Consider the following 20456-nt stretch of genomic DNA (forward strand, 5'->3'; position numbering starts at 1 on the left):
AGCCGGGCGCAGCGGGTCGCGACCATCAAGCGCGCCTACAGCACCTTCTGAAAAGTCTTGGTCTCAACCCGACGGGTCATCCGCCAACCCTGCGGTGTCCGCGCGAACTCGTCGTCGTACCAAAGTCCGCAGAACAGAATCTTCTCCTTCTCGCCGCCCAAGACCATCGGGTTGAAACAGATCACCCGCGAGGATGCCGTGTCGCCCTCAATGCGAACCGAGAAGTTGCCGAGCATGTGCGAGTACACCGGGAAGTTCGGCAACACCTCCGACAACCACTTCTTGACCTCGGGGTACTGGCCTTCAATACCTCCGAGCGCGGTGTAATCGATGTACGCGTCGGGGGTGAAGACATTGTCGAGGTCGTCGAATCGCCGCTGATCGATAGCGGTGGAATAGTCCACCAGCAGCTGCTGAATCTCCAGACGGTCGGAAATTTCTTCCAGGCTCAACATGCCCTTGATTCAACACCGCGGCGAATAGCCCTTCTCGGTCGGAGCGCTCACGACTGTGACCCCATTGCGAGAATCCGCGCTCAGATTCGCGGCCTGGTTACGTTCGCAAGGGTGCGGTGGCCACGTGGGATGGCTAAACTCTGCGCCCATGCGAAAGCTCATAGCGACCGCCGCGGCGCTGTTCACGGCCTGTGGTGTAACCATTGGCGCTGGTACAGCCTGGGCCGACACCGACGTGCAGGCCGCGAGTGCGGCGCCGATCCCCGACGGTCCGGCACAAACCTGGATTGTGGCCGACCTCGACAGCGGTCAGGTGCTGGCCGGACGCGATCAGAATGCCGTTCACCCGCCGGCAAGCACGATCAAGGTGCTGCTGGCGCTGGTGGTACTCGACGAGCTGAGCTTGAATTCCACCGTCGTTGCCGACGTCGCCGACACCCAGGTCGAGTGCAACTGCGTCGGCGTCAAGCCCGGCCAGAGCTACACCGCGCGCGAACTACTCGACGGCCTGCTGCTGGTCTCGGGCAACGACGCGGCCAACACGCTGGCGCACATGCTCGGCGGCCAGGACGTCGCCGTGGCCAAGATGAACGCCAAAGCCGCGTCTCTAGGCGCCGGAGGGACCCAGGCGGCCAGCCCGTCCGGCTTGGACGGGCCCGACGGCAACCCCGGCGCATCGACGGCACACGACCTCGCGGTCATCTTCCGCGCCGCGATGGCGAATCCGGTGTTCGCGCAGATCACCGCCGAGCCGTCGGCGATGTTCCCCGGCGGCCCCGGCGACGGTGGCGACCACCCGATCGTGAATCAGGACGAGCTGCTGCAACGGTATCCGGGTGCGATCGGCGGCAAGACGGGCTTCACCAACGCAGCGCGCAAGACGTTCGTCGGCGCGGCCGCTCGCGGTGGCCGCCGACTGGTGATCGCAATGATGTACGGCCTGATCCATGAGGGTGGTCCCACATACTGGGACCAGGCCGCCAGCTTGTTTGACTGGGGTTTCGCACTAGGCCCGCAAGGCAGCATCGGCTCGCTCTAGTACTGCGCAGACGGACTGCTGCAATTCGGTGCCGCCACCAGCGGAAATAGATTCTGTTGCGCTGGGGCGGTCTTCCGAGGGGATAGGCTCAGCAGTCTTATGAGCGATGACCTCAAGCCCCACTTCGACGATGTGCAGGCGCACTACGACCTTTCCGACGACTTTTACCGTCTGTTTCTTGACCCGACTCAGACCTACAGTTGCGCGTACTTCGAGCCTGAGGACCTGACGCTGGAAGAGGCTCAGCTCGCCAAGATCGACCTCTCGTTGGGCAAATTGGGACTGGAGCCGGGCATGACACTGCTCGACGTGGGCTGCGGCTGGGGAGCCACCCTGCGCCGCGCGGTTGAGAAGTACGACGTCAACGTGATCGGGCTGACGCTGTCGAAGAACCAGGCCGCCCACGTGCAAGAGACGTTCGACGCGATGGACACCCCCCGCACCCGGAGAGTGGAGCTCAGAGGCTGGGAGCAGTTCGACGAACCAGTCGACCGCATCGTGTCGGTCGGGGCGTTCGAGCACTTCGGTCACGACCGGCACGCCGAGTTCTTTGCGCGGGCGCACAAGATCCTGCCTGCCGACGGGGTGATGATGCTGCACACGATCACCGGCTTCACCCGGCAGCAGATGACCGACCAAGGTCTGCCGCTCACCATCCGGATACTCCGGTTCTTCCACTTCATCAAGTTCGTGATCTTCCCAGGTGGCGCTCCCCCGACCATCGAGATGGTGGAGCAGGACTCTGCGGCGGCGGGTTTCACGCTGACCCGCAACCAGTCGCTGCGAATGCACTACGCCAGGACACTCGAACTCTGGTCCGCTGCCCTCGAAGCGCAGAAGGACCAGGCCATCGAGATTCAGTCCGAAGAGATCTACGACCGCTACATGCACTACCTGACCGGCTGCGAAAACCTGTTCCGCGAGGGCTACATCGACGTCAACCAGTTCACCCTGCAGAAATAGGCCTGCCGTAGAGCCGAATCCCGTTATTACTCAGGCGGATTCGGCCACGTCGCGCTGAGCAGCTCCGTCAACACCGGGATCCTGCGCTCGGCGATATCGGGTTGCGGCATTACGCCTTCCACCACGGCGGCCCCGTCGAAGACGTTGGTCAGCAACGCGACCAGGACCGGAAGCGTGTCGTCCGGAATATTCTCGGTGCCCGGCATCGCCTTTGCTGCGTCGTACATCTTCGTCCGGTACTGGCAAAGTTGTTCTTGCAGCGTGGCTTTGAGCTTCTCATCGGTTCGGGCGGCGATCATCAGCTCGTAGAGCACAGCATTGACCGGACCGCGGGTGATGTCGCGCAGGATCGCCAGTGCTGCCTGCAGGGCCGGTTGGTCGGCCGGTATCTCGGTGATCTGCTTGGTGAACGTCTCGATCTGACGACGCAACACCTCCGAGGCCGTGGCCGCCATGAAGTCGCCCATGGTCTCGAAGTGGCGGAATAAGGCACCTACCGACATGCCCGCCCGTTTCGTGATCACGGCCGCCGAAGCACGGGCGTAGCCGACCTCGATGATGGTGTCGATGCAGGCCTCGAAGAGCCGGCCGACGGTTTCTTCCCGACGTTGCTGCTGGGTTCTGGCCATGGCAATTCGGGTCAGGCGGAGGCGGTCAGCGCGGGCTGGGCACGATGCGCAGGACGCTCCCCCGCCCGCAGGTAGCGGCCTGACTGCACGGTCTGTCCGTAGCCGTCGCGGAACTCGCCCTCGCGGAACACCACCGCACCGCCGACGCCGGTCGCGATCACGGTCGCGTCATTGCGATTGACCATGCGCCGCAGGCCACCATAGAAAGGCACCGCTTCCTCGTTGTAGCTGTCGACCGACTCGTCGAGGTGGGCAGGATCGATCACGACGAAGTCCGCACGGTCACCCTCGCGCAGCGTGCCGGCGTCAAGGCCGAACCAATCGGCAACTTCTGCGGTGAGTCGGTGTACTGCATGCTCCACGGTGAGGAATGGCGCCCCTGCCTGCAGGGCATCGCGAGTTCGCTTGAGCAGTCGCAGCGGGAAGTTGTAGAACGCCATGTTGCGCAGGTGCGCGCCGGCGTCAGAGAAGCCCATGTGCACGCTCGGGTCCGCAGCCAATTTGTCCAACTGCTTGGGACGGTGGTTGGCGACGATAGTCGTCCAGCGCACGTTGCGCTCCCCGTTTTCGACGAGGATGTCGAGGAAGGCGTCCAGCGGGTGCAGTCCACGCTCCTCGGCGATCTTGCCAAAGCTCTTGCCGACCAAGGACTGGTCGGGGCACTCGACAATGACCGCATCGTGGAAGTCGCGGTGCCACAACGACGGTCCTAGCTTCTTGCGATCGAACTGGCGACGGAACCGGCGACGGTAGTCCTCGTCCGCCAGCAACTCGTTGCGCTCGAGTTGTTCGCGAAGGTGCAGGGCCGCGGTGCCGGCGCCGAACTCTTCGAATACCGGCAGATCGATTCCGTCGGAGTACAACTCGAAGGGCACCGGGAGGTGCTGGAATTTCACGCTGGAGCCCAGCACCTTGTTGAGCAACCGGGTACCGCGTCCGAAGACGTGGACGGCCTGCGGCATCGACTTGGCATCGGCCGATACCAGCAGGCTCATTCGAACGCCCTTGCGGCGGTTCAGAATCCGGCTACTGGTGAGGAAGAACATCAACGCCGACACCGGACTGTCGACATTAGGTGCGCTCTGCAGAATCCTGCCACGCTTGCGCAGCACCTTGATCAACCGTCGCCGCTCTCGCCAGGTCGCGAAAGTGGATGGCAGCGCGCGGGAGCGGAAGCGGTCGCCGTCGAGTTTGTCGATCGGCGCATCCATCCCGGACATGCCGAGCATCCCGGCTTTGAGCGCCTCGTCCAGCAACCTTGCCATCTTGTCCAACTCGGCGTCGGTGGGCCGGACGTCGCCGTCGGTGGCTCGCTCCAGTCCGAGCACGGCCGTGCGCAAGTCGGAATGACCGAGCATGGAGCTCACGTTCGGGCCCAGCGGCAGACCGTCGATCTTCTCGATGTACTCAGCGGGCGTCGACCAGGTCTTGTTGCCGCCCCGCGCGCCTTCCAGAGCGGCTAGGACGAAATCACGCGGCACCGCTTCGACGCGACTGAACAGGTCGGCAGCGTCTTCGGAATCGGCGTAGACCGTAGATAAAGAGCAGTTGCCCAACAGCAGCGTGGTAACCCCGTGCCGTACCGACTCGCGCAGGCCCGGGTCGAGCAGGATCTCGGCGTCGTAGTGGGTGTGCACGTCGATGAAGCCCGGCAGGATCCACTTCCCCGCCGCATCGATCACCTCTGGACAACCGGCTTCATCCAACGGACCGGCCGATACAGTGGCCACCACGCCGTTCCGAATGCCCAGCGTGCGAGTCTGCGGCAGCGCGCCGGTGCCGTCGAACCAGAGTCCGTCTCGGATGATCACGTCGTAGGTCACAGTTCCTCCAAGTCGTGGGCTGCCACGAAGTTAACATAGATAGCGATCACTCGCAATCTTTTGGCTGGACATCGTCGCCGAAGATCGAAAGAGCAGCTGAACCTGGGTCAGCGACCGGGGCGCGACGGGCTGGCGGGCGGCGTTACCGAGGGCGTAACCGAGGGTGGTGACGTCGCGGCCGGACCTTCCGAGGGCACCGGCGTCACCGACACCGGGTCCGGCACGTTCACCGCGGGCGGCACGTCGCCGCTGCGATTTGCCACCGCCGGGATGCGGATGACACCGCCTTTTTGTTTGCACTCGTCGGTCTTCACCGATACGACCATTTCCCCGACGAGGTCGCCCTTCGGTTGCGGACGCAACGACAGCACCTGCGTCGTGGTCTGGGTGCTCGACGACCCGGCCGGACTGGTACAGGGGAATTTCAGGGTTTCCGGCTGTGATCTCCACTGCCCATCGCCGAACTCGAAGATCAGCGGATGAACGTCCGGCGCCTTCTCCTGCGCGTGCGCATTGTCGTCCAGCAACGTCGCCGCTGCCAGGCATCGGGTCGGCGTGCACGACGATCGAATTGCCCACCAAGTGGTGACATCCGGTGGTTGCGGAGTCGGGGTGTTGTCGAAGGTCTGCTTCGAACGTTGCACCTCGATGTAGTAGGTGCCCTCGAGTGGGGTCGGCGCAGCGGCGGGTCCGGTTGCCGGGCTTGAACTTGCGGTGCCGCCTGGCAATGGCGCCGCACTCGTCGCCGGGGCACCGGCTTGTGTGGTCGTCTTGCGCCCGACTGTGATTCCGGCGACGAACAGACCGACGAGCAGGACGATCGCGGCGACACCGATCAGCAACCTGCGTGGGCCGCGACCATTCGATTCGTTGGTCCCGGTAGAGAACGCGTCCAGACGCCGCGCCAACGACCCCGCCGCCGACCGCAGCACGGTGCCGCGACGCTCCGGCGATAGAGCCTGCGGTTCGCGAACGGGCTGGGTTCCGGTGTTGGCGCCGGCCGGCCACCCATAGGCGGGGTAGTCGGCGACATAGGCGGGCGCAACCGGGTCTTCGGCGGCGGCGACTACCTCGGGGCCGCGGTCGACGACACCTGCGCCGTCGGCGAGTGCGGCGGCGAACTCGCGGCAGCTGTCGAAGCGGTCGGTCGGATTCTTGGCGAGCGCTCTGGCGATCGCGTCGTCAAAGCGGGCCAGGTCGGGGCGCAGGTCGCTGAGTTTCGGCGGGTTGAACGCCGGGTCGCCCGAGTCAAGGGGTGGCGGAGCACCCGTGAACAGGTGAATTGCGGTGGCTGCCAGCGCATACTGGTCGGCGCGCCCGTCGACCCCGCCGCCTGTCAGTTCCTCCGGTGCGGCGTAGACCCGCTCGCCGGCGGGGCGCACCAACCCGAAATCGGACAGCAGAATGCGCGGCTCGCCGGCTCCCGGAGTCGTCAGCAAGATATTCGCCGGCCTGACGTCGCGATGCAGCAAACCGCGCTGGTGGGCGAAGTCGAGGCCGCCGGCGGCGGCGCCCAGCAACGCCAGAACTTCACCTACCGGCAGCACCGCCGGGAATCGGTTGGCCATCAGCTGGGCCACGCTGCTGCCATCGATGTAGTCCATCGCGATCCACAACTGCCCGTCGAACTCACCGCGCCCATGCACCTCGACGATGTTGAGGTGAAAAAGGGTCGCGGCAGTCTCGGTCTCCTGATGAAATCGCTGCCGGAATTCGCCGTCAGCGCACAGGGCGAGCGGGAGGATTTTGAGGGTCTGCCAGCCCGGCAAGCCTCGCCGCTGAGCCAGATACTGCTCGCCCGTTTCAGAAGAGCTGAGCATCCGCACGATGGTGTAGCCGGCAAAGGTCGCACCGCTGGCCAACGCCATTCAGAGATAGTAACCAGGCCGCGAATACCCGGCCCACTTAGCGTCGGACAAACACTGGGCAAACAGTTGGATCGTCAGCCGGGCTGAAAGGCCTTGCCGCGCAATATCACCAGATCCGGCTTACTCAGCACCGCGGGGCCCAGGCGGGGGTCTTCGGCGTAACACAACAGGTCGGCCGACGCGCCGTGGTCGAGAACCGGCCGGCCCAGCCAACGGCGGGCGTCCCAGCACGCAGCACCCAGCGCCTCGGTAGGGGTCATCCCCACCCTCGTGAGCGCTTCGACCTCATCGCCGATGCGGCCGTGCTTGATCGTGCTGCCGGCGTCGCTGCCGGCATATATCGCGACACCCGCGTCGTGCGCCGCGGCCACCCGCTGGTAGCCGCGGTCGTACAGGTCGCGCATGTGCGCGGCGTAGGTCGGGTAGCGCCCTGCGGAGTCGGCGATGCCCGGGAAGTTCTCCAGGTTGATCAGGGTGGGCACCAGCGCGGTGCCGTGTTCGAGCATCAGGCCGATCGTCTCGTCGGTCAGACCGGTGCCGTGTTCGATGCAGTCGATGCCGCCTTTGATCAGGCCGGGCAATGCGTCCTCGCCGAAGACGTGCGCGGTGACCCGGCATCCGTGTGCATGTGCTGTATCGATCGCGGCCTTGAGCACGTCGTCGGACCACAGCGGGGCGAGGTCGCCGACCTTGCGGTCGATCCAGTCCCCCACCAGCTTGATCCAGCCGTCACCGCGTTGCGCCTGCTCAGCGACCGCCGCCGGCAGCTGCGATTCGTCTTCCATCTCGACTGCGAAACCGGAGATGTAGCGCTTGGGTTTGGCCAGGTGTCGGCCGGCCCGGATGATGCGCGGCAGATCCTCGTGGTCATCAAGGCTGCGAGTGTCGGTCGGCGAGCCACAGTCACGCAGCAGCAGCGCACCCGCGTCGCGTTCGGTCCGCGCCTGAGCGACCGCCTCGTCGAGTTCGATGGCGCCGTGACTGCCGAGCCCGACGTGGCAGTGGGCGTCCACCAGTCCGGGCAGGATCCAGCCACCATCGAAGACAGTGTCAGCCCCGGCCACCGGCTCGGTGCTGATCCGGCCGTCAACGATCCACAGTTCCGTCTGGGCTTCGTCAGGTAGCCCCAGGCCCCGCACGTGCATCCGCACGGCGCGACTAGTCCTGATGGTGGCGACCCGCTTCACCCGGCTCCGCCGCGCTCGCGATCACCACGTTCCTGATGGTGGCGACACCCGCTTCACCCGGCTCCGCCGCGCTCGCGATCACCACTATTTCTGGCCGGGGAACTTCAGCTTGGACAGGTCGAAATCGGCCAGACCGGGCGGCAATTCGTTGAGGCCTTCGGGCATCTTCGACAGATCGGGGAAACCTGCGGGCATACCCGGCATGCCGGCGCCGAAGGGGCTGCGCACCTTGGGCGGCGTCGGGCCCCTTCCGCCCTTCTTGCCCTTCTTGCCCTTCGAGTTCCTCGAACGCGTCGCGGACTTGCGACCTATGCCCGGTATGCCCAATCCGCCGAGCATCGACGACATCATCTTGCGCGCTTCGAAGAACCGGTCGACGAGCTGATTGACCTCCGACACCGACACACCGGAACCGTTGGCGATGCGCAGTCGGCGCGAGGCGTTGATGATCTTCGGGTCGGCCCGCTCCTGCGGCGTCATGCCGCGGATGATCGCCTGGATGCGGTCGAGTTGGGTGTCGTCGACCTCGGCCAACGCGTCCTTCATGCCCGCCGCCCCGGGCAGCATGCCCAGCAGGTTGCCGATCGGGCCCATCTTGCGCACGGCAAGCATCTGCTCGAGGAAGTCCTCCAGCGTCAGCTCACCGGCGCCGATCTTGGCGGCGGCATCCTCGGCCTGCTGAGCGTCGAAGACCTGCTCGGCCTGTTCGATCAGGCTCAGCACGTCGCCCATACCCAGGATGCGGCTGGCCATCCGGTCTGGATGGAAGACGTCGAAGTCTTCGAACTTCTCGCCGGTCGAGGCGAAAAGGATTGGGACGCCGGTCACTTCGCGCACCGAGAGTGCCGCGCCACCACGGGCGTCACCATCGAGCTTGGTCAAGACGACGCCGGTGAATCCGACTCCGTCGCCAAATGCCCGAGCGGTCGCGACCGCGTCCTGGCCGATCATCGCGTCGAGGACGAACAGCACCTCGTCGGGGTCGACGGCGTCACGGATTGCCGCCGCCTGCGCCATCAGCTCCTCGTCGATGCCCAGGCGTCCGGCGGTGTCGACGATGACGAAGTCGAAGTGCTTGGACTTGGCCTCGGCGATACCCGCTGCCGCGACGGCTACCGGGTCACCCGGACCGGACTCGGGCGACGCACCGGGGTGCGGCGCGAAGACAGGCACACCGGCCCGCTGTCCGACCACTTGGAGCTGGTTGACCGCGGCGGGTCGCTGCAGGTCGCAGGCGACCAGCAGGGGCGTGTGGCCCATGTTCTTGAGCCGGAAAGCGAGCTTGCCGGCGAGCGTCGTCTTACCGGAGCCCTGCAGACCGGCGAGCATGATCACCGTCGGCGGGTTCTTCGCGAACGCCAGCTCGCGGGTCTGACCGCCGAGGATGCCGATCAGTTCCTCGTTGACGATCTTGACGACCTGCTGCGCGGGGTTGAGGGCACCGGACACCTCGTGGCCGCGCGCACGTTCCTTGATCCGGTGGACGAACGCGCGTACCACGGGCAGCGAAACGTCGGCTTCGAGCAGCGCGAGCCGGATTTCGCGGGTGGTGGCGTCGATATCGGCGTCGGTCAGGCGGCCTTTGCCGCGCAACCCCGCCAGCGCACCGGTCAACCGGTCGGAGAGCGATTCAAACACGACCGCCAGCCTAATGGTGATCGCCAGCACAACGAAGTTGGGCGCAGCCGAGGCGGCAGACAAGTGCCCAGTTGGACGCAGCGGACCACCGTCCGCGCCGACATATAACCCTGCGACACGACGCGCCGATGCGGGTGTCCGTGGGTCATATGTCGATGAAGCAGCGGCCAGGGCGGATGGGCTGCACGGCAGATTCGGTTTCTCTAACATCGCGAATATGTCCTCGCAACCGCCGAAGGCTGGGCCGCGGTTGCACCGACCGCGGCCACCGTTGACGGACTACGTCGACTACTTCGGCGTTTGGGAGCGGGGCACCGACACCACCGAGGTGCACGCGAGTCGCGCGCTGCCCCGGGGAGCGGCCACCGTGATCATCGACCTCGGTGACCGCCCCGACCTCGGCTTCTATGCAGCCGATGGCCGCACTCCGCTGGCCGTTCCGCCCGCATTCATCGTGGGGGCCGGCGTCACGTCTTACGTCACCCGGATCGACCCGGCCCAGACCAGCGTGACCGTGCACTTCCGACCCGCCGGCGTGCTGGCTTTCATCGGGTGTCCACTCGGTGAGCTGGAAAACAGATGCGTCGGCTTGTCCGATCTGTGGGGCTCGAGCGCTGACCTGCTGCGGGAGCAATTGCTGCGGGCCGACGCAGCGGAGACGCGGGTGGCGCTGCTCGGGTCGTTCCTGCTGGACCGGGCGCGCAGCCAGCATGCCCGGCTCAACCCCAAGATGGCACCGGTACTCGACGCCGCGGAGCGCAACCCATCGATGCGGGTCTCGGAAGCTTGCGACGTGACCGGCCTGTCGCCCAAACGCTTCAATGCGCTGTTCCGTGCCGAAGTCGGGTTGTCACCCAAGGCATTCTTTCGAGTGCGCCGGATGCAGGCGGCACTGCGGGCGCTCAACTCATCGGCGCGTGGCGCGACGATCGCCGCCGACCTCGGATACTTCGATCAGGCTCACTTGGTGCGCGAGTTCGGAGAATTCACGTCGATAACGCCCACGCAGTACGCACAGCGACGCTCGACAATGCCCGGCCATATCCAGCTCGTGTAAGTGTCTGGCGGAAATATCCAAGCCACGCCGATGCAGGTCAACCCATGATGGCCGCATGGACACACATCACCAGGCAGTTGCGGACACCGGGTTGTTAGTCGCGGCGATGCGGGCCCGCGAATCAGAACGCCAAGACCGGCTCTTCACCGACCCGTTCGCCGAGCGGTTGGCGGGCGACCGCGGACGGGAACTGTTGGCCGGGGCGTTGGCGTCGGCTGGCGAGCAGTCGACGGCCTAGATCATCGTGCGCACCCGATTCTGGGATGAAGCCCTGCTCGAGGCTGCCACGAAGGTCAATCAGGTCGTCATCGTCGCGGCCGGCATGGACGCGCGCAGTTATCGGCTGGCGTGGCCCGAGGGCACGGTCGCCTACGAGGTGGATCAACCGGAGGTGATGGCGTTCAAAGCCGAGCTGCTTGCCGACGAACAGCCCCGATGCCGGCGCGTCGCGGTCGGTGTCGACCTCGCTGACGACTGGCCGGCCGCCATTCGATCTGCCGGGCTCGATGCCACGGATCCGACGGTGTGGCTGCTGGAGGGCCTGTTGCAATACCTCGACGGGACCGCTGTATCCGCATTGTTCGACCGCATCGACGCACTATCGGCACCCGGCTCGATACTGCTGTACGAGGTCGTCGGCCAGAAGTTGCTCGAATCTCCTGCGATGGCCGGACTGTTGGAGTCCATGGCGCAGCAGGGTGCACCGTGGTTGTTCGGGACCGACGAGCCGGAACAGCTGGCTCAGCGGCTCGGCTGGTCGGCGGAGGTGACCGATATCGCCGAGATCGGCAATCGCTACAACCGCTGGTTCGCGCCGACGGTGCCGATGAGCGTTGCGGACGTCCCGCGCGGCTATTTCGTCGTGGCTACGAAGTAGCCGCCGCCGCACAGATCGTCGGTTGAATTGTCCAACCTGTTAAATCCGCCGGATCCGCGTTAAGAGGCCGTAAAGGTCCGTTCACTGGACGCTTTTCGGCAGGGACTGCGGGGCCATCGCTGCATAGCATCGAGCCAACACACATATGGACCTCACATGAAACTCAGAAATTGATCTGCGGACTGGGGCCGGCGTGTTCAACGCTTAAGGAGCGAATATGTCTTTTCTGTCAGCAGTGCCCCAGGAAATCGCCGCTGCAGCGGCTCAACTGGGAGCTATCGGCAGTGCCCTGGCAGCACAGAATGCTGGTGCCGCCGCCTCGACTACCGCCATCGCCCCTGCGGCCGCCGACCAGGTGTCGATCATTCAGTCCGGCATCTTCACGGCTTACGGCGCCCTCTACCAGCAGTTCGCCGCCGAAGCCCAAACGATCCAACAACAGTTCGTGCAAACCCTCGGGCTGAGCAGCGGAACCTATGAGCAGTCCGAGGCCGCCAACGCGGCATCAGCCGTACTGGCCAACGGCGCCTCCTCCGCAGCGTCGGCACCTTCTGCGGCACCGACCACCATCAACGAGGCCATCGACCAGCTGGCCACCCTGCTGGGCGGTCCCCTCACCAGCACCGGGGGCCAACCGTTCAGCCTCTCGGGCAACTTGTCCAACGTCAGCAGCTACGAAATCGGTAACTTCGCCTCGGCCTCCTCGAACATGCTCGGTCTGACCAGCGGTGGCCTGATGCCAGAGGGTTACGGCGTTCCCGCGGAGCTTTCCGCCGACGCGGCCGTCGAAGGCGCAGCGATCGAGGGCGGGCTGACCAGCTCGGTCGGCGGCGGCGGGCCTGTCGCTGCCAGCGTGGGCACCTCGACGATGGTCGGCGCTATGTCAGCGCCGCCGAGCTGGGCTGCAGGGACCACCTTGGTTTCGAGCACCGCCCCCAGCGCCCTGACGGGAGCCGGCTGGACCGCCCCGGCGCCGGCCGCCGCGGCCAACGGGTTCTACCCCGGCATGCCCGGAATGGCCTCGGCCGCGCGCAACAGCGCCGGCTTCGGTGCGCCTCGCTACGGCGTCAAGCCCATCGTCATGCCGAAACCGACGAGCGTCTAGGCAAGCAAGCGCGCCCACGGACCGAAACCCTGGGTTGTCCCCCCCACGTCGTATCCATAACCGGCTGGAAGAGCGCGACCTGACCCGCTAGAGTCCTCATGTCGCAGCGGCACCGAAATGTGTTGCCATGCTAGTTTTTACAGCTGCGCCGGGGGTCGGTTTCCGATGCGCGTGAGCACAGCTATCAGCTACGGGGGAATCTGTTGTCGTTGCAGCCGGTCGATATTTCCTCCGGTCCCAGTGCTGACTCCGTTCGGTCGTTGCGAGGTTGGCAACGTCGCGCCCTGGTGAAGTACCTGGGCACCGAACCGCGCGATTTCATGGCCGTCGCCACCCCGGGCGCCGGTAAGACCGCGTTCGCGCTACGGATCGCGGGCGAACTGATCTCTCACCGGGCCGTCGAGCAACTCACAGTCGTCGTGCCCACCGAGCACTTGAAGATTCAGTGGGCACAGGCGGCCGGCCGACAAGGTCTGTCGCTGGACCCGAAGTTCTCCAACTCCAACCCCCAGACGTCGCCTGAGTACCACGGTGTGGTGGTCACGTACGCGCAGGTGGCCGCCCACCCGACGTTGCACCGGGTGCGCACCGAGCAACGCAAGACCTTGGTGATCTTCGACGAGATCCACCACGGCGGGGATGCCAAGACCTGGGGTGAGGCCATCCGCGAAGCCTTCAGCGACGCCACCCGACGGCTTGCCCTCACCGGAACACCCTTCCGCAGCGACGACAGCCCCATCCCGTTCGTCAACTACGAGGCGGACGCCGAAGGGGTGCTGCGTTCGCAGGCCGACCACACCTACGGCTACGCCGAAGCCCTGGCCGACGGCGTGGTGCGACCGGTGGTGTTCATGGCCTACTCGGGTCAGGCCCGCTGGCGTGACAGCGCGGGCGAGGAACACGAAGCAAGACTCGGCGAGCCACTGTCGGCAGAACACACCGCGCGGGCTTGGCGCACTGCGCTGGATCCCGCCGGTGAATGGATGCCGGCCGTGATCACCGCCGCCGACCTCCGTCTGCGTCAGCTGCGCGAGCACGTGCCCGACGCGGGCGGCATGATCATCGCCACCGACCGGACTGCGGCACGCGCCTACGCCACGTTGCTCAAGAAGCTGACCTCCGAGACGCCGACGGTCGTGCTCTCCGACGATCCCGGGTCATCGGCCAAAATCTCCGAGTTCGCGGAAAGCACCAGCCGGTGGCTGGTCGCGGTCCGCATGGTCTCCGAGGGTGTCGACGTGCCTCGGCTGTCGGTTGGGATCTACGCCACCAGCGCCTCGACGCCCCTGTTCTTCGCCCAGGCGATCGGCCGGTTCGTGCGGTCGCGGCGACCCGGCGAAACCGCGAGCATCTTCCTGCCGTCGGTGCCGAACCTGCTGCAGCTGGCCAGCGAACTGGAGGCGCAGCGCAACCACGTGCTGGGCAAGCCGCACCGCGAATCCGAGGGCGAAGACCCCCTCGACGGCGACCCCGCCACCAAAGAGCAGAACGAGCCTGGCGAAGAGAAGGGCTTCACCTCTCTGGGCGCCGACGCTGAGCTGGATCAGGTCATCTTCGACGGGTCTTCATTCGGTACCGCCACCCCCGCCGGCAGCGAGGAAGAGGCCGACTACCTCGGCATCCCCGGCCTGCTCGACGCCGAGCAGATGCGCGCGCTGCTGCACCGGCGGCAGGACGAGCAACTGCAGAAACGGGCCCAGTCTGGTCAAGCACCGCCCACGCCGATCACCACCCACGGGCAGTTGCGGGAGTTGCGCCGCGAACTCAACGCCCTGGTGTCGATCGCGCACCACCGCACCGGCAAGCCACACGGCTGGATCCACAACGAACTGCGCCGACGCTGCGGCGGGCCCCCGATTGCCGCTGCCACCCGCGATCAGCTCAAGGCACGCATCGACGCCGTGCGGCAGCTCAACACCGAACCGGTGTAAGGGTCAACGCAGAACCGGTGTAGTTGCGATCGCCAGCGCGGGACAAGCCGGGCGCAGCGGATCGCGACCATCAGGTGTGTGGTCAGTCCCCGACGGGCTCGTCGACCATCACCAGCGCCGGCGCACCCAGCACGGCCAGCAGGTTCTTTTCCACGGCAGAGCGTGCGTTCAGCTCCGGCGGTACGGCCACGCAGAACACGTCGGCAGCCGTCGACCCGAAGGTGTTGACCTTCGCCCAGACGATGTCGGTTTCGGAGCGCTCCAGGGCCCAGGCCAGCAAAGCCAATAGGCCCACCCGGTCCATGGCGCGGACTTCCAGGATCAGCTGCCCCGGTGTGTCGGTGTCGAGCCACAGGATGCGCGGCGGCGCGGTCGAGCGGGTGAACGGCACCCCGATCTGGACCTCGCCGGCCCGGGCGGTCGCTGAACTGGTGGCCTCGCTGTCCCGTTTTTCCAAGGTGCCCAATACGTCGACGTCGCCGCGCAGCGCGCCCACGAACGATTGCCGCAGCAGATCCGCCGCAGGCGGTGAGCCGAACAGCGGTGACACCACGAACTCGGTGATCGCGATGCCCTCATGGATGTTGACCGACGCCGAGTGGACTCGCAGCGAGTTCAGCGCCAGCACGGCGGCCGCCTTGGAAACCAGCCCACGCTCGTCGGGAGCAACCATTACGGCGTGTAGGCGCTCGCCATCGCCCGGTTTGAGTTCGACATGCACGCCTTGCTTGTCCGCCAACGAAAGATAGTGAGGCGCAGTCGGTTCGGCCTGTGGAACCGGCTCGCCCGCCATCGCCAGCCGGCAGCGACGCACCAGGTCCTGGACAATGGACGCCTTCCAGTCGCTCCACACGCCAGGTCCGGTGGCTTTGGAGTCGGCCTCCGACAGAGCACGCAAGAGTTCAAGTACCAGCGGATCCCCGCCGAGAGCCTCGCACACCGCCTCGATCGTCTTGGGGTCGTTGAGGTCGCACCGGGTGGCCGTGATGGGCAGCAGCAGGTGGTGACGAACCATCGTGGACAGCGTGTCGATGTCGGCGGGCGACAGCCCCAACCGCTCACCGATCGGGATCACCAGGTCGGCTCCGAGCACGCTGTGATCGGTTCCCCTGCCCTTGCCGATGTCGTGCAGCAGCGCGCCCAGCGCCAGCAGGTCCGGCCGGGCCACCAGCGTAGTCAGCGGCGCCGCATGAACGGCGCACTCCAAGACATGGCGGTCCACGGTCCACTTATGCGACACGTCGCGCGGCGGCAGGTCGCGGATCGCATCCCACTCGGGCAACAACTGGCCCCACAACCCGGTCCGGTCCAGCGCCTCGATGGTCGGCACCAGGGTGGGACCGGCCAACAGCACCACCAGCAGGTCGTCGAGTGCCTCCCGCGGCCACGGCGTCGGCAATGGCGGCGCGCTGTCAGCCAGCCGGTTCAGGGTGGCGGCGCCGATGGGCACGCCACTGTCGGCCGACGCGGCGGCCACCCGCAGCACCAACCCGGGATCGCGCTGTGGTTGCGCCTCGCGGGCGAGCACGATCTCCCCGGCATATTCGACGACGCCCTCGTCCAGTGGCCGCCGCTTGGGCCGACGCACCAACGCGGTGAGCCCGCGTTTGGGCAAGGCGTTGGCGGCGGTGCGCAACCCGGTGACGGCGTGGTAGCTGATGGTGCGGCCGGCGCTGGACAGCATGCGCGCCAGATCGAACCGGTCCCCCACGCCCAGGTCAGCACTGATCTCGTCGGCGAACTGGGCCAGGAGTTGGTCGCGGCCACGGCGCGACACCCGGTGCAGTTCGGTGCGGACGTCGAGCAGCGTGAGATACGCGTCGTCCAGCGAACCGACGGCGGTATCGGCACGGGCCATGCCATGTCGGTCGATGAGTTGCGCCAACGCCAGCGCATCGAGCAACTGAACGTCCCGGAGCCCGCCGCGGCCCGACTTGAGATCCGGCTCAGCGCGGTGCGCGATCCGGCCCAGCCGCAGCCAGCGCGCGTGCGTCATTTCTACGAGTTCGTCCATGCGAGAACGGATTCCGGTGCGCCACTGCCGTCGCACCCCGGTGATCAGTTCGGCCGAGAGCCGTTCTTCACCGGCAATGTGTCGCGCTTCCAACATACCCAGAGCGGCAGTCATGTCCGCATTGGCGGTTGCCAGTGCCTCGCTGACCGTGCGCACGCTGTGGTCGAGACGAATGTTGGCGTCCCACAACGGATACCACAATTTGTCGGCGACGGGACCCAGCACCTCGGCCGGCTTGCCGTCATGCAGCAGCACTAAGTCCAGGTCCGAATACGGCAACATCTCGCGTCTGCCGAGGCCACCGACACCGACGATCGCGAAACCGCTGCCGTCGGTGATCCCGATCTCGGAAGCCTTTGCGGTGAGCCAAGATTCGTGAAGTTCCAGTACCGCCTGGCGCATCTCGGCCGGCTTCATGCCGTCAAGCCCGCTAGACAGCAGTTCGCGCCGGGCGGCAGCCAAATCGACTGCCACGACGGCGCTTCCTGCTTGCGTCACTTCCGAATTCGATGTCTCGATGGGGTCCGGCCGGTTTGGATTCACACCCGGCCGGCCCATCTGAGCTCGTTCAGCAAGATCGAGCTATTCTCGCGGTTCTCACAAAGCGTCGGACCCGCGCTCACCGGTACGCACCCGAACGATGGTGTCTACCGGACTGACCCACACCTTGCCGTCGCCGATCTTGCCGGTCCGTGCCGCCCTGACGATGCTGTCCACGACCTTGTCGACGATGGAGTCGTCGACAACGACCTCGATGCGAACCTTGGGCACGAAGTCGACCGAGTATTCAGCACCTCGGTAGACCTCGGTGTGGCCTTTCTGCCGCCCGTAGCCCTGAATCTCGCTGACCGTCATGCCCAGGACGCCGGCGTCCTCCAGGCTGGTCTTGACGTCATCAAGGGTGAACGGCTTAACGATCGCGGTGATCAGCTTCATATTTATTCCGCCTCCACTTTCTCGCCCACTCGCTCCTCCAGTCGGCCGTTGCTGCTTGTCTCCGGCAGGCTGGCGCGCGGAAGAACCGAACCGCTGGCAACAGCGAAGTCGTAGCCGCTCTCTGCGTGCTCCGACTCGTCGATGCCGGCGGCCTCCTGCTCAGCCCCCAGACGCAGCCCGATGGTGTACTTCAGGATAAGGGCCAGGATCAGCGTGACAATGCCCGAGTAGGCGAGAACGCTGAATGCGCCCACTGCCTGCCGTTCGAGCTGGTCGAAACCGCCGCCGTAGAACAGTCCCTTGGACACCCCGGTCACGCCGTTGATCGCCACGCTCTCGGGTGCGGCAAGCAGTCCGACCAGCAAAGTACCGGCCAAACCACCGACCAGGTGCACCCCGACAACGTCGAGCGAGTCGTCGAAGCCGAGCTTGAACTTCAGGCCGACCGCCAGTGCGCACAACACGCCGGCCACTACGCCGATCGCCAGGGCGCCCACCACGTTGACCGACGAGCACGACGGTGTGATGGCGACAAGTCCGGCCACGATGCCCGAGGCCGCACCCAGGGTGGTGGCCTTGCCGTCGCGGATGCGCTCGGTGAGCAGCCAGCCCAGCATTGCCGCGGCCGTGGCGACCGTGGTGGTGATGAAGGTCGAACCCGCGGCCCCGTTGGAGCTGGTGGCCGAACCGGCGTTGAACCCGTACCAGCCGAACCACAGCAGACCGGCGCCGAGCATCACGAACGGCAGGTTGTGCGGTCGGAACAGGGTGGTCGGCCAGCCCTTGCGCTTGCCGAGGACGAGCGCCAAGACCAAGCCGGCCACACCTGCGTTTATATGGACCGCGGTTCCACCGGCGAAGTCGATCGCGTGCAGCTTGTTGGCAATCCAGCCGCCCTTCTCAGCGGCAAAACCGTCGAACGCGAACACCCAGTGCGCGACCGGGAAGTAGACCAGCGTCGCCCACAGTCCGGAGAAGATCAGCCAGGCGCTGAACTTCAGGCGGTCCGCCACGGCACCCGAGATCAGGGCGACGGTGATGATCGCGAACATCAGCTGGAATGCGACGAACACGGTGGCGGGCAAGGTGCCGGCCAGCGGGATGTCGGTCGCTGCCAAGGGCGGGACCTTGGAGGGGTCGGCGGCCACTGCATTGCCACCGATGAGCCCCTTCAGGCCCCAGTACTCGGTCGGGCTGCCGACCACATTGCCGGTGTCAGTGCCGAACGCCATTGAGTAGCCGTACAGCACCCACAGCACTGTGACGACACCCATCGCGCTGACGCTCATCATGATCATGTTGAGCACGCTCTTGGCGCGCACCATGCCGCCATAGAAGAACGCCAGGCCCGGCGTCATTAACAAAACGAGCGCGGAACTTGCCAACATCCAGGCGGTATCGCCCGTATTGGGCTGGCCCAAAGTAGGAAAACTCACTCGCTATCACCTCCAGTCAGCGTCGGGGAGGGCCCCAGATGGATGACTGGTGGCCTGATCCAGAACCATGCGCATAAGTTGTTGCCGCAATGGGGCCACTGTGTTTCGTCAGGATTAACGTAAAAGTTGCTGTGTAAGAGCTTTTAGCCAAGCAGGGCGTCGACGAACGCCGCCGGCTCAAAAGGCGCCAAATCGTCGGCACCCTCGCCCAGGCCAACCAACTTCACCGGAACGCCGAGCTCCTGTTGAACGCGGAAAACGATGCCGCCCTTAGCTGTTCCGTCCAGTTTGGTGAGCACCGCGCCGGTGATGTCGACGACGTCGGCAAACACCTTGGCCTGCGCCAGGCCGTTCTGCCCGATCGTCGCGTCGAGCACCAGGAGCACCTCATCGACGGCCGCGCGTCGCGTTACGACACGCTTGACCTTGCCCAGTTCGTCCATCAATCCGACCTTGTTGTGCAGCCGACCGGCGGTATCGATGACAACGACGTCGGCGCCCGCGGCGATGCCTTTGTCGACGGCGTCGAACGCCACCGACGCCGGATCAGCACCTTCGGCGCCGCGAACCACCTCGGCCCCGACCCGCGACGCCCAGGTCTGCAACTGGTCAGCCGCGGCGGCCCGGAACGTGTCGGCGGCACCGAGCACGACGCGGCGGCCGTCGGCCACCAGCACCCGGGCCAGCTTGCCGACCGTGGTGGTCTTGCCGGTGCCGTTGACACCCACAACCAGCAGCACCGCCGGGTGGTCGGCGTGCGGCAACGCGCGGATCGAGCGGTCCATGTCCGGCTGCAGCGCTTTGATCAGAACGTCACGCAGCACCGCGCGAGCCTGCTCCTCGGTGCGGACGTTGCCGCTGGCCAGCCGACTGCGCAATTCTGAGACGACGGCTTCGGTGACCACTGGTCCGAGGTCTGCGATCAGCAACGTGTCCTCGACGTCCTGCCAGGAGTCCTCGTCCAGGTCGCCGCCGCCGATCAGGCCGAGCATGCTGCGGCCGAGTGCGTTCTGCGACCGAGAAAGCCGTCCGCGCAGTCGTTCCAGCCTGCCTTCGGTGGGCGCGATCTCGTCCATCGCAGGTGCTTCGGGCGCCTCGGGCTCGAGCACCTCGAGGATTTCGAGACCCTCGGGGATGACGGGCTCGACCGGCGGCGCGGTCGCTTCCGGTTCGGCCTCGAGGTCGGGCAGCTGAACCTCGGAAATAGGGCGCTTGGGTGCGTCGCGCGGGATGCTCGCGTCGTCACCGACCGCGGGCAGTCCGCTGGTGTCGATCCTTTCGACCGGCTTGGGTTTGTCCAGCGTCGGGGTCTGACTGAACGAGATGCCGGACGAGGCGGTGTATCCGCCGGACCGGTCGATCGCGTCGGGCTTGGGCGGCGCCGACAAGCTGATCCGGCGCTGGCGGTACCGCACCAGACCGAAAACCAGCGCCGCGATGACGAACAGGGCGGCGACGACCGCAACGGCGATCCACTGACCTTGGGACACGCTATTAA

15 protein-coding genes and 1 pseudogene are annotated in these 20456 nt (G+C 66.0%); 6 read left to right on the forward strand and 10 right to left on the reverse strand.

What is annotated here, in order from left to right:
- Positions 1 to 35 precede the first annotated feature (35 nt).
- Positions 36 to 455, reverse strand: a complete 420-nt coding sequence (locus ACZY1I_RS19985) for a nuclear transport factor 2 family protein (RefSeq protein ID WP_463756201.1) — start codon at positions 453 to 455, stop codon at positions 36 to 38.
- A 148-nt stretch (positions 456 to 603) separates the two neighbouring features.
- Between ACZY1I_RS19985 and ACZY1I_RS19990 the strand changes: the two genes are divergently transcribed.
- A complete protein-coding gene (locus ACZY1I_RS19990; protein WP_463756203.1) occupies positions 604 to 1494 on the forward strand; it encodes a D-alanyl-D-alanine carboxypeptidase family protein in 891 nt (296 codons plus the stop codon).
- Between the two features lie 99 nt (positions 1495 to 1593).
- The gene (locus ACZY1I_RS19995; RefSeq protein ID WP_463756204.1) at positions 1594 to 2457 is read left to right on the forward strand and encodes a cyclopropane mycolic acid synthase family methyltransferase; all 864 of its coding nucleotides are present in this window, start codon (positions 1594 to 1596) and stop codon (positions 2455 to 2457) included.
- A 26-nt stretch (positions 2458 to 2483) separates the two neighbouring features.
- Here ACZY1I_RS19995 and ACZY1I_RS20000 read toward each other — a convergent pair whose 3' ends face one another.
- The 5 genes from ACZY1I_RS20000 to ffh all read right to left on the reverse strand — a co-directional run bounded on the left by ACZY1I_RS20000 (position 2484) and on the right by ffh (position 9602).
- On the reverse strand, positions 2484 to 3086 hold the full coding sequence (locus ACZY1I_RS20000; RefSeq protein ID WP_463756205.1) for a TetR/AcrR family transcriptional regulator: 603 nt from the start codon (positions 3084 to 3086) through the stop codon (positions 2484 to 2486).
- A gap of 11 nt (positions 3087 to 3097) precedes the next feature.
- Positions 3098 to 4909: an N-acyl-D-amino-acid deacylase family protein gene (locus ACZY1I_RS20005; RefSeq protein ID WP_463756206.1), complete on the reverse strand. Its 1812-nt coding sequence runs from the start codon at positions 4907 to 4909 to the stop codon at positions 3098 to 3100.
- Positions 4910 to 5016: 107 nt separating this feature from the next.
- Positions 5017 to 6777, reverse strand: a complete 1761-nt coding sequence (locus tag ACZY1I_RS20010; protein ID WP_463756207.1) for a serine/threonine protein kinase — start codon at positions 6775 to 6777, stop codon at positions 5017 to 5019.
- Positions 6778 to 6851: 74 nt separating this feature from the next.
- Entirely contained in the window at positions 6852 to 7964 is a 1113-nt protein-coding gene (locus tag ACZY1I_RS20015) for a metal-dependent hydrolase family protein (protein WP_463756208.1), read from the reverse strand.
- 84 nt (positions 7965 to 8048) lie between these two features.
- Entirely contained in the window at positions 8049 to 9602 is a 1554-nt protein-coding gene (gene ffh, locus ACZY1I_RS20020) for a signal recognition particle protein (RefSeq protein WP_463756209.1), read from the reverse strand.
- A gap of 217 nt (positions 9603 to 9819) precedes the next feature.
- Between ffh and ACZY1I_RS20025 the strand changes: the two genes are divergently transcribed.
- The 4 genes and pseudogenes from ACZY1I_RS20025 (at position 9820) to ACZY1I_RS20040 (ending at position 14572) form a co-directional block, all read left to right on the forward strand.
- Positions 9820 to 10659, forward strand: a complete 840-nt coding sequence (locus tag ACZY1I_RS20025; protein WP_463756210.1) for a helix-turn-helix domain-containing protein — start codon at positions 9820 to 9822, stop codon at positions 10657 to 10659.
- Positions 10660 to 10714: 55 nt separating this feature from the next.
- Positions 10715 to 11536, forward strand: a pseudogene (locus ACZY1I_RS20030) (SAM-dependent methyltransferase).
- 217 nt (positions 11537 to 11753) lie between these two features.
- Positions 11754 to 12641, forward strand: coding sequence for a PPE family protein, SVP subgroup (locus tag ACZY1I_RS20035; RefSeq protein WP_463756211.1), 888 nt, complete (start codon positions 11754 to 11756; stop codon positions 12639 to 12641).
- Positions 12642 to 12844: 203 nt separating this feature from the next.
- Positions 12845 to 14572, forward strand: a complete 1728-nt coding sequence (locus tag ACZY1I_RS20040) for a DEAD/DEAH box helicase (RefSeq protein WP_463756212.1) — start codon at positions 12845 to 12847, stop codon at positions 14570 to 14572.
- Between the two features lie 82 nt (positions 14573 to 14654).
- Here the strand turns inward: ACZY1I_RS20040 and ACZY1I_RS20045 are convergent, their stop codons facing one another.
- The 4 genes from ACZY1I_RS20045 to ftsY all read right to left on the reverse strand — a co-directional run bounded on the left by ACZY1I_RS20045 (position 14655) and on the right by ftsY (position 20448).
- The gene (locus tag ACZY1I_RS20045) at positions 14655 to 17129 is read right to left on the reverse strand and encodes a [protein-PII] uridylyltransferase (protein ID WP_463756310.1); all 2475 of its coding nucleotides are present in this window, start codon (positions 17127 to 17129) and stop codon (positions 14655 to 14657) included.
- Between the two features lie 54 nt (positions 17130 to 17183).
- Positions 17184 to 17522 carry a nitrogen regulatory protein P-II gene (gene glnB, locus ACZY1I_RS20050; RefSeq protein WP_055577570.1) on the reverse strand — a complete coding sequence of 113 codons (339 nt, stop codon included), beginning with the start codon at positions 17520 to 17522 and terminating at the stop codon, positions 17184 to 17186.
- 2 nt (positions 17523 to 17524) lie between these two features.
- Positions 17525 to 18910 (reverse strand): ammonium transporter, encoded by a 1386-nt coding sequence (locus ACZY1I_RS20055; protein WP_463756311.1) that lies wholly within the window; start codon positions 18908 to 18910, stop codon positions 17525 to 17527.
- A gap of 191 nt (positions 18911 to 19101) precedes the next feature.
- On the reverse strand, positions 19102 to 20448 hold the full coding sequence (gene ftsY / locus ACZY1I_RS20060; protein WP_463756213.1) for a signal recognition particle-docking protein FtsY: 1347 nt from the start codon (positions 20446 to 20448) through the stop codon (positions 19102 to 19104).
- Between the last annotated feature and the right edge of the window lie 8 nt (positions 20449 to 20456).

It is taken from the genome of Mycobacterium sp. IDUB_37 (assembly GCF_055419245.1).

Coding starts and splice junctions, on each gene's coding strand:
- ACZY1I_RS20055 (WP_463756311.1), bottom strand. CDS start 18,910: ATGTTGGCAAGTTCCGCGCTCGTTTTGTTAATGACGCCGGGCCTGGCG.
- ACZY1I_RS20025 (WP_463756210.1), top strand. CDS start 9,820: ATGTCCTCGCAACCGCCGAAGGCTGGGCCGCGGTTGCACCGACCGCGG.
- glnB (WP_055577570.1), bottom strand. CDS start 17,522: ATGAAGCTGATCACCGCGATCGTTAAGCCGTTCACCCTTGATGACGTC.
- ACZY1I_RS20000 (WP_463756205.1), bottom strand. CDS start 3,086: ATGGCCAGAACCCAGCAGCAACGTCGGGAAGAAACCGTCGGCCGGCTC.
- ACZY1I_RS19990 (WP_463756203.1), top strand. CDS start 604: ATGCGAAAGCTCATAGCGACCGCCGCGGCGCTGTTCACGGCCTGTGGT.
- ACZY1I_RS19985 (WP_463756201.1), bottom strand. CDS start 455: ATGTTGAGCCTGGAAGAAATTTCCGACCGTCTGGAGATTCAGCAGCTG.
- ACZY1I_RS20035 (WP_463756211.1), top strand. CDS start 11,754: ATGTCTTTTCTGTCAGCAGTGCCCCAGGAAATCGCCGCTGCAGCGGCT.
- ACZY1I_RS19995 (WP_463756204.1), top strand. CDS start 1,594: ATGAGCGATGACCTCAAGCCCCACTTCGACGATGTGCAGGCGCACTAC.
- ACZY1I_RS20010 (WP_463756207.1), bottom strand. CDS start 6,777: ATGGCGTTGGCCAGCGGTGCGACCTTTGCCGGCTACACCATCGTGCGG.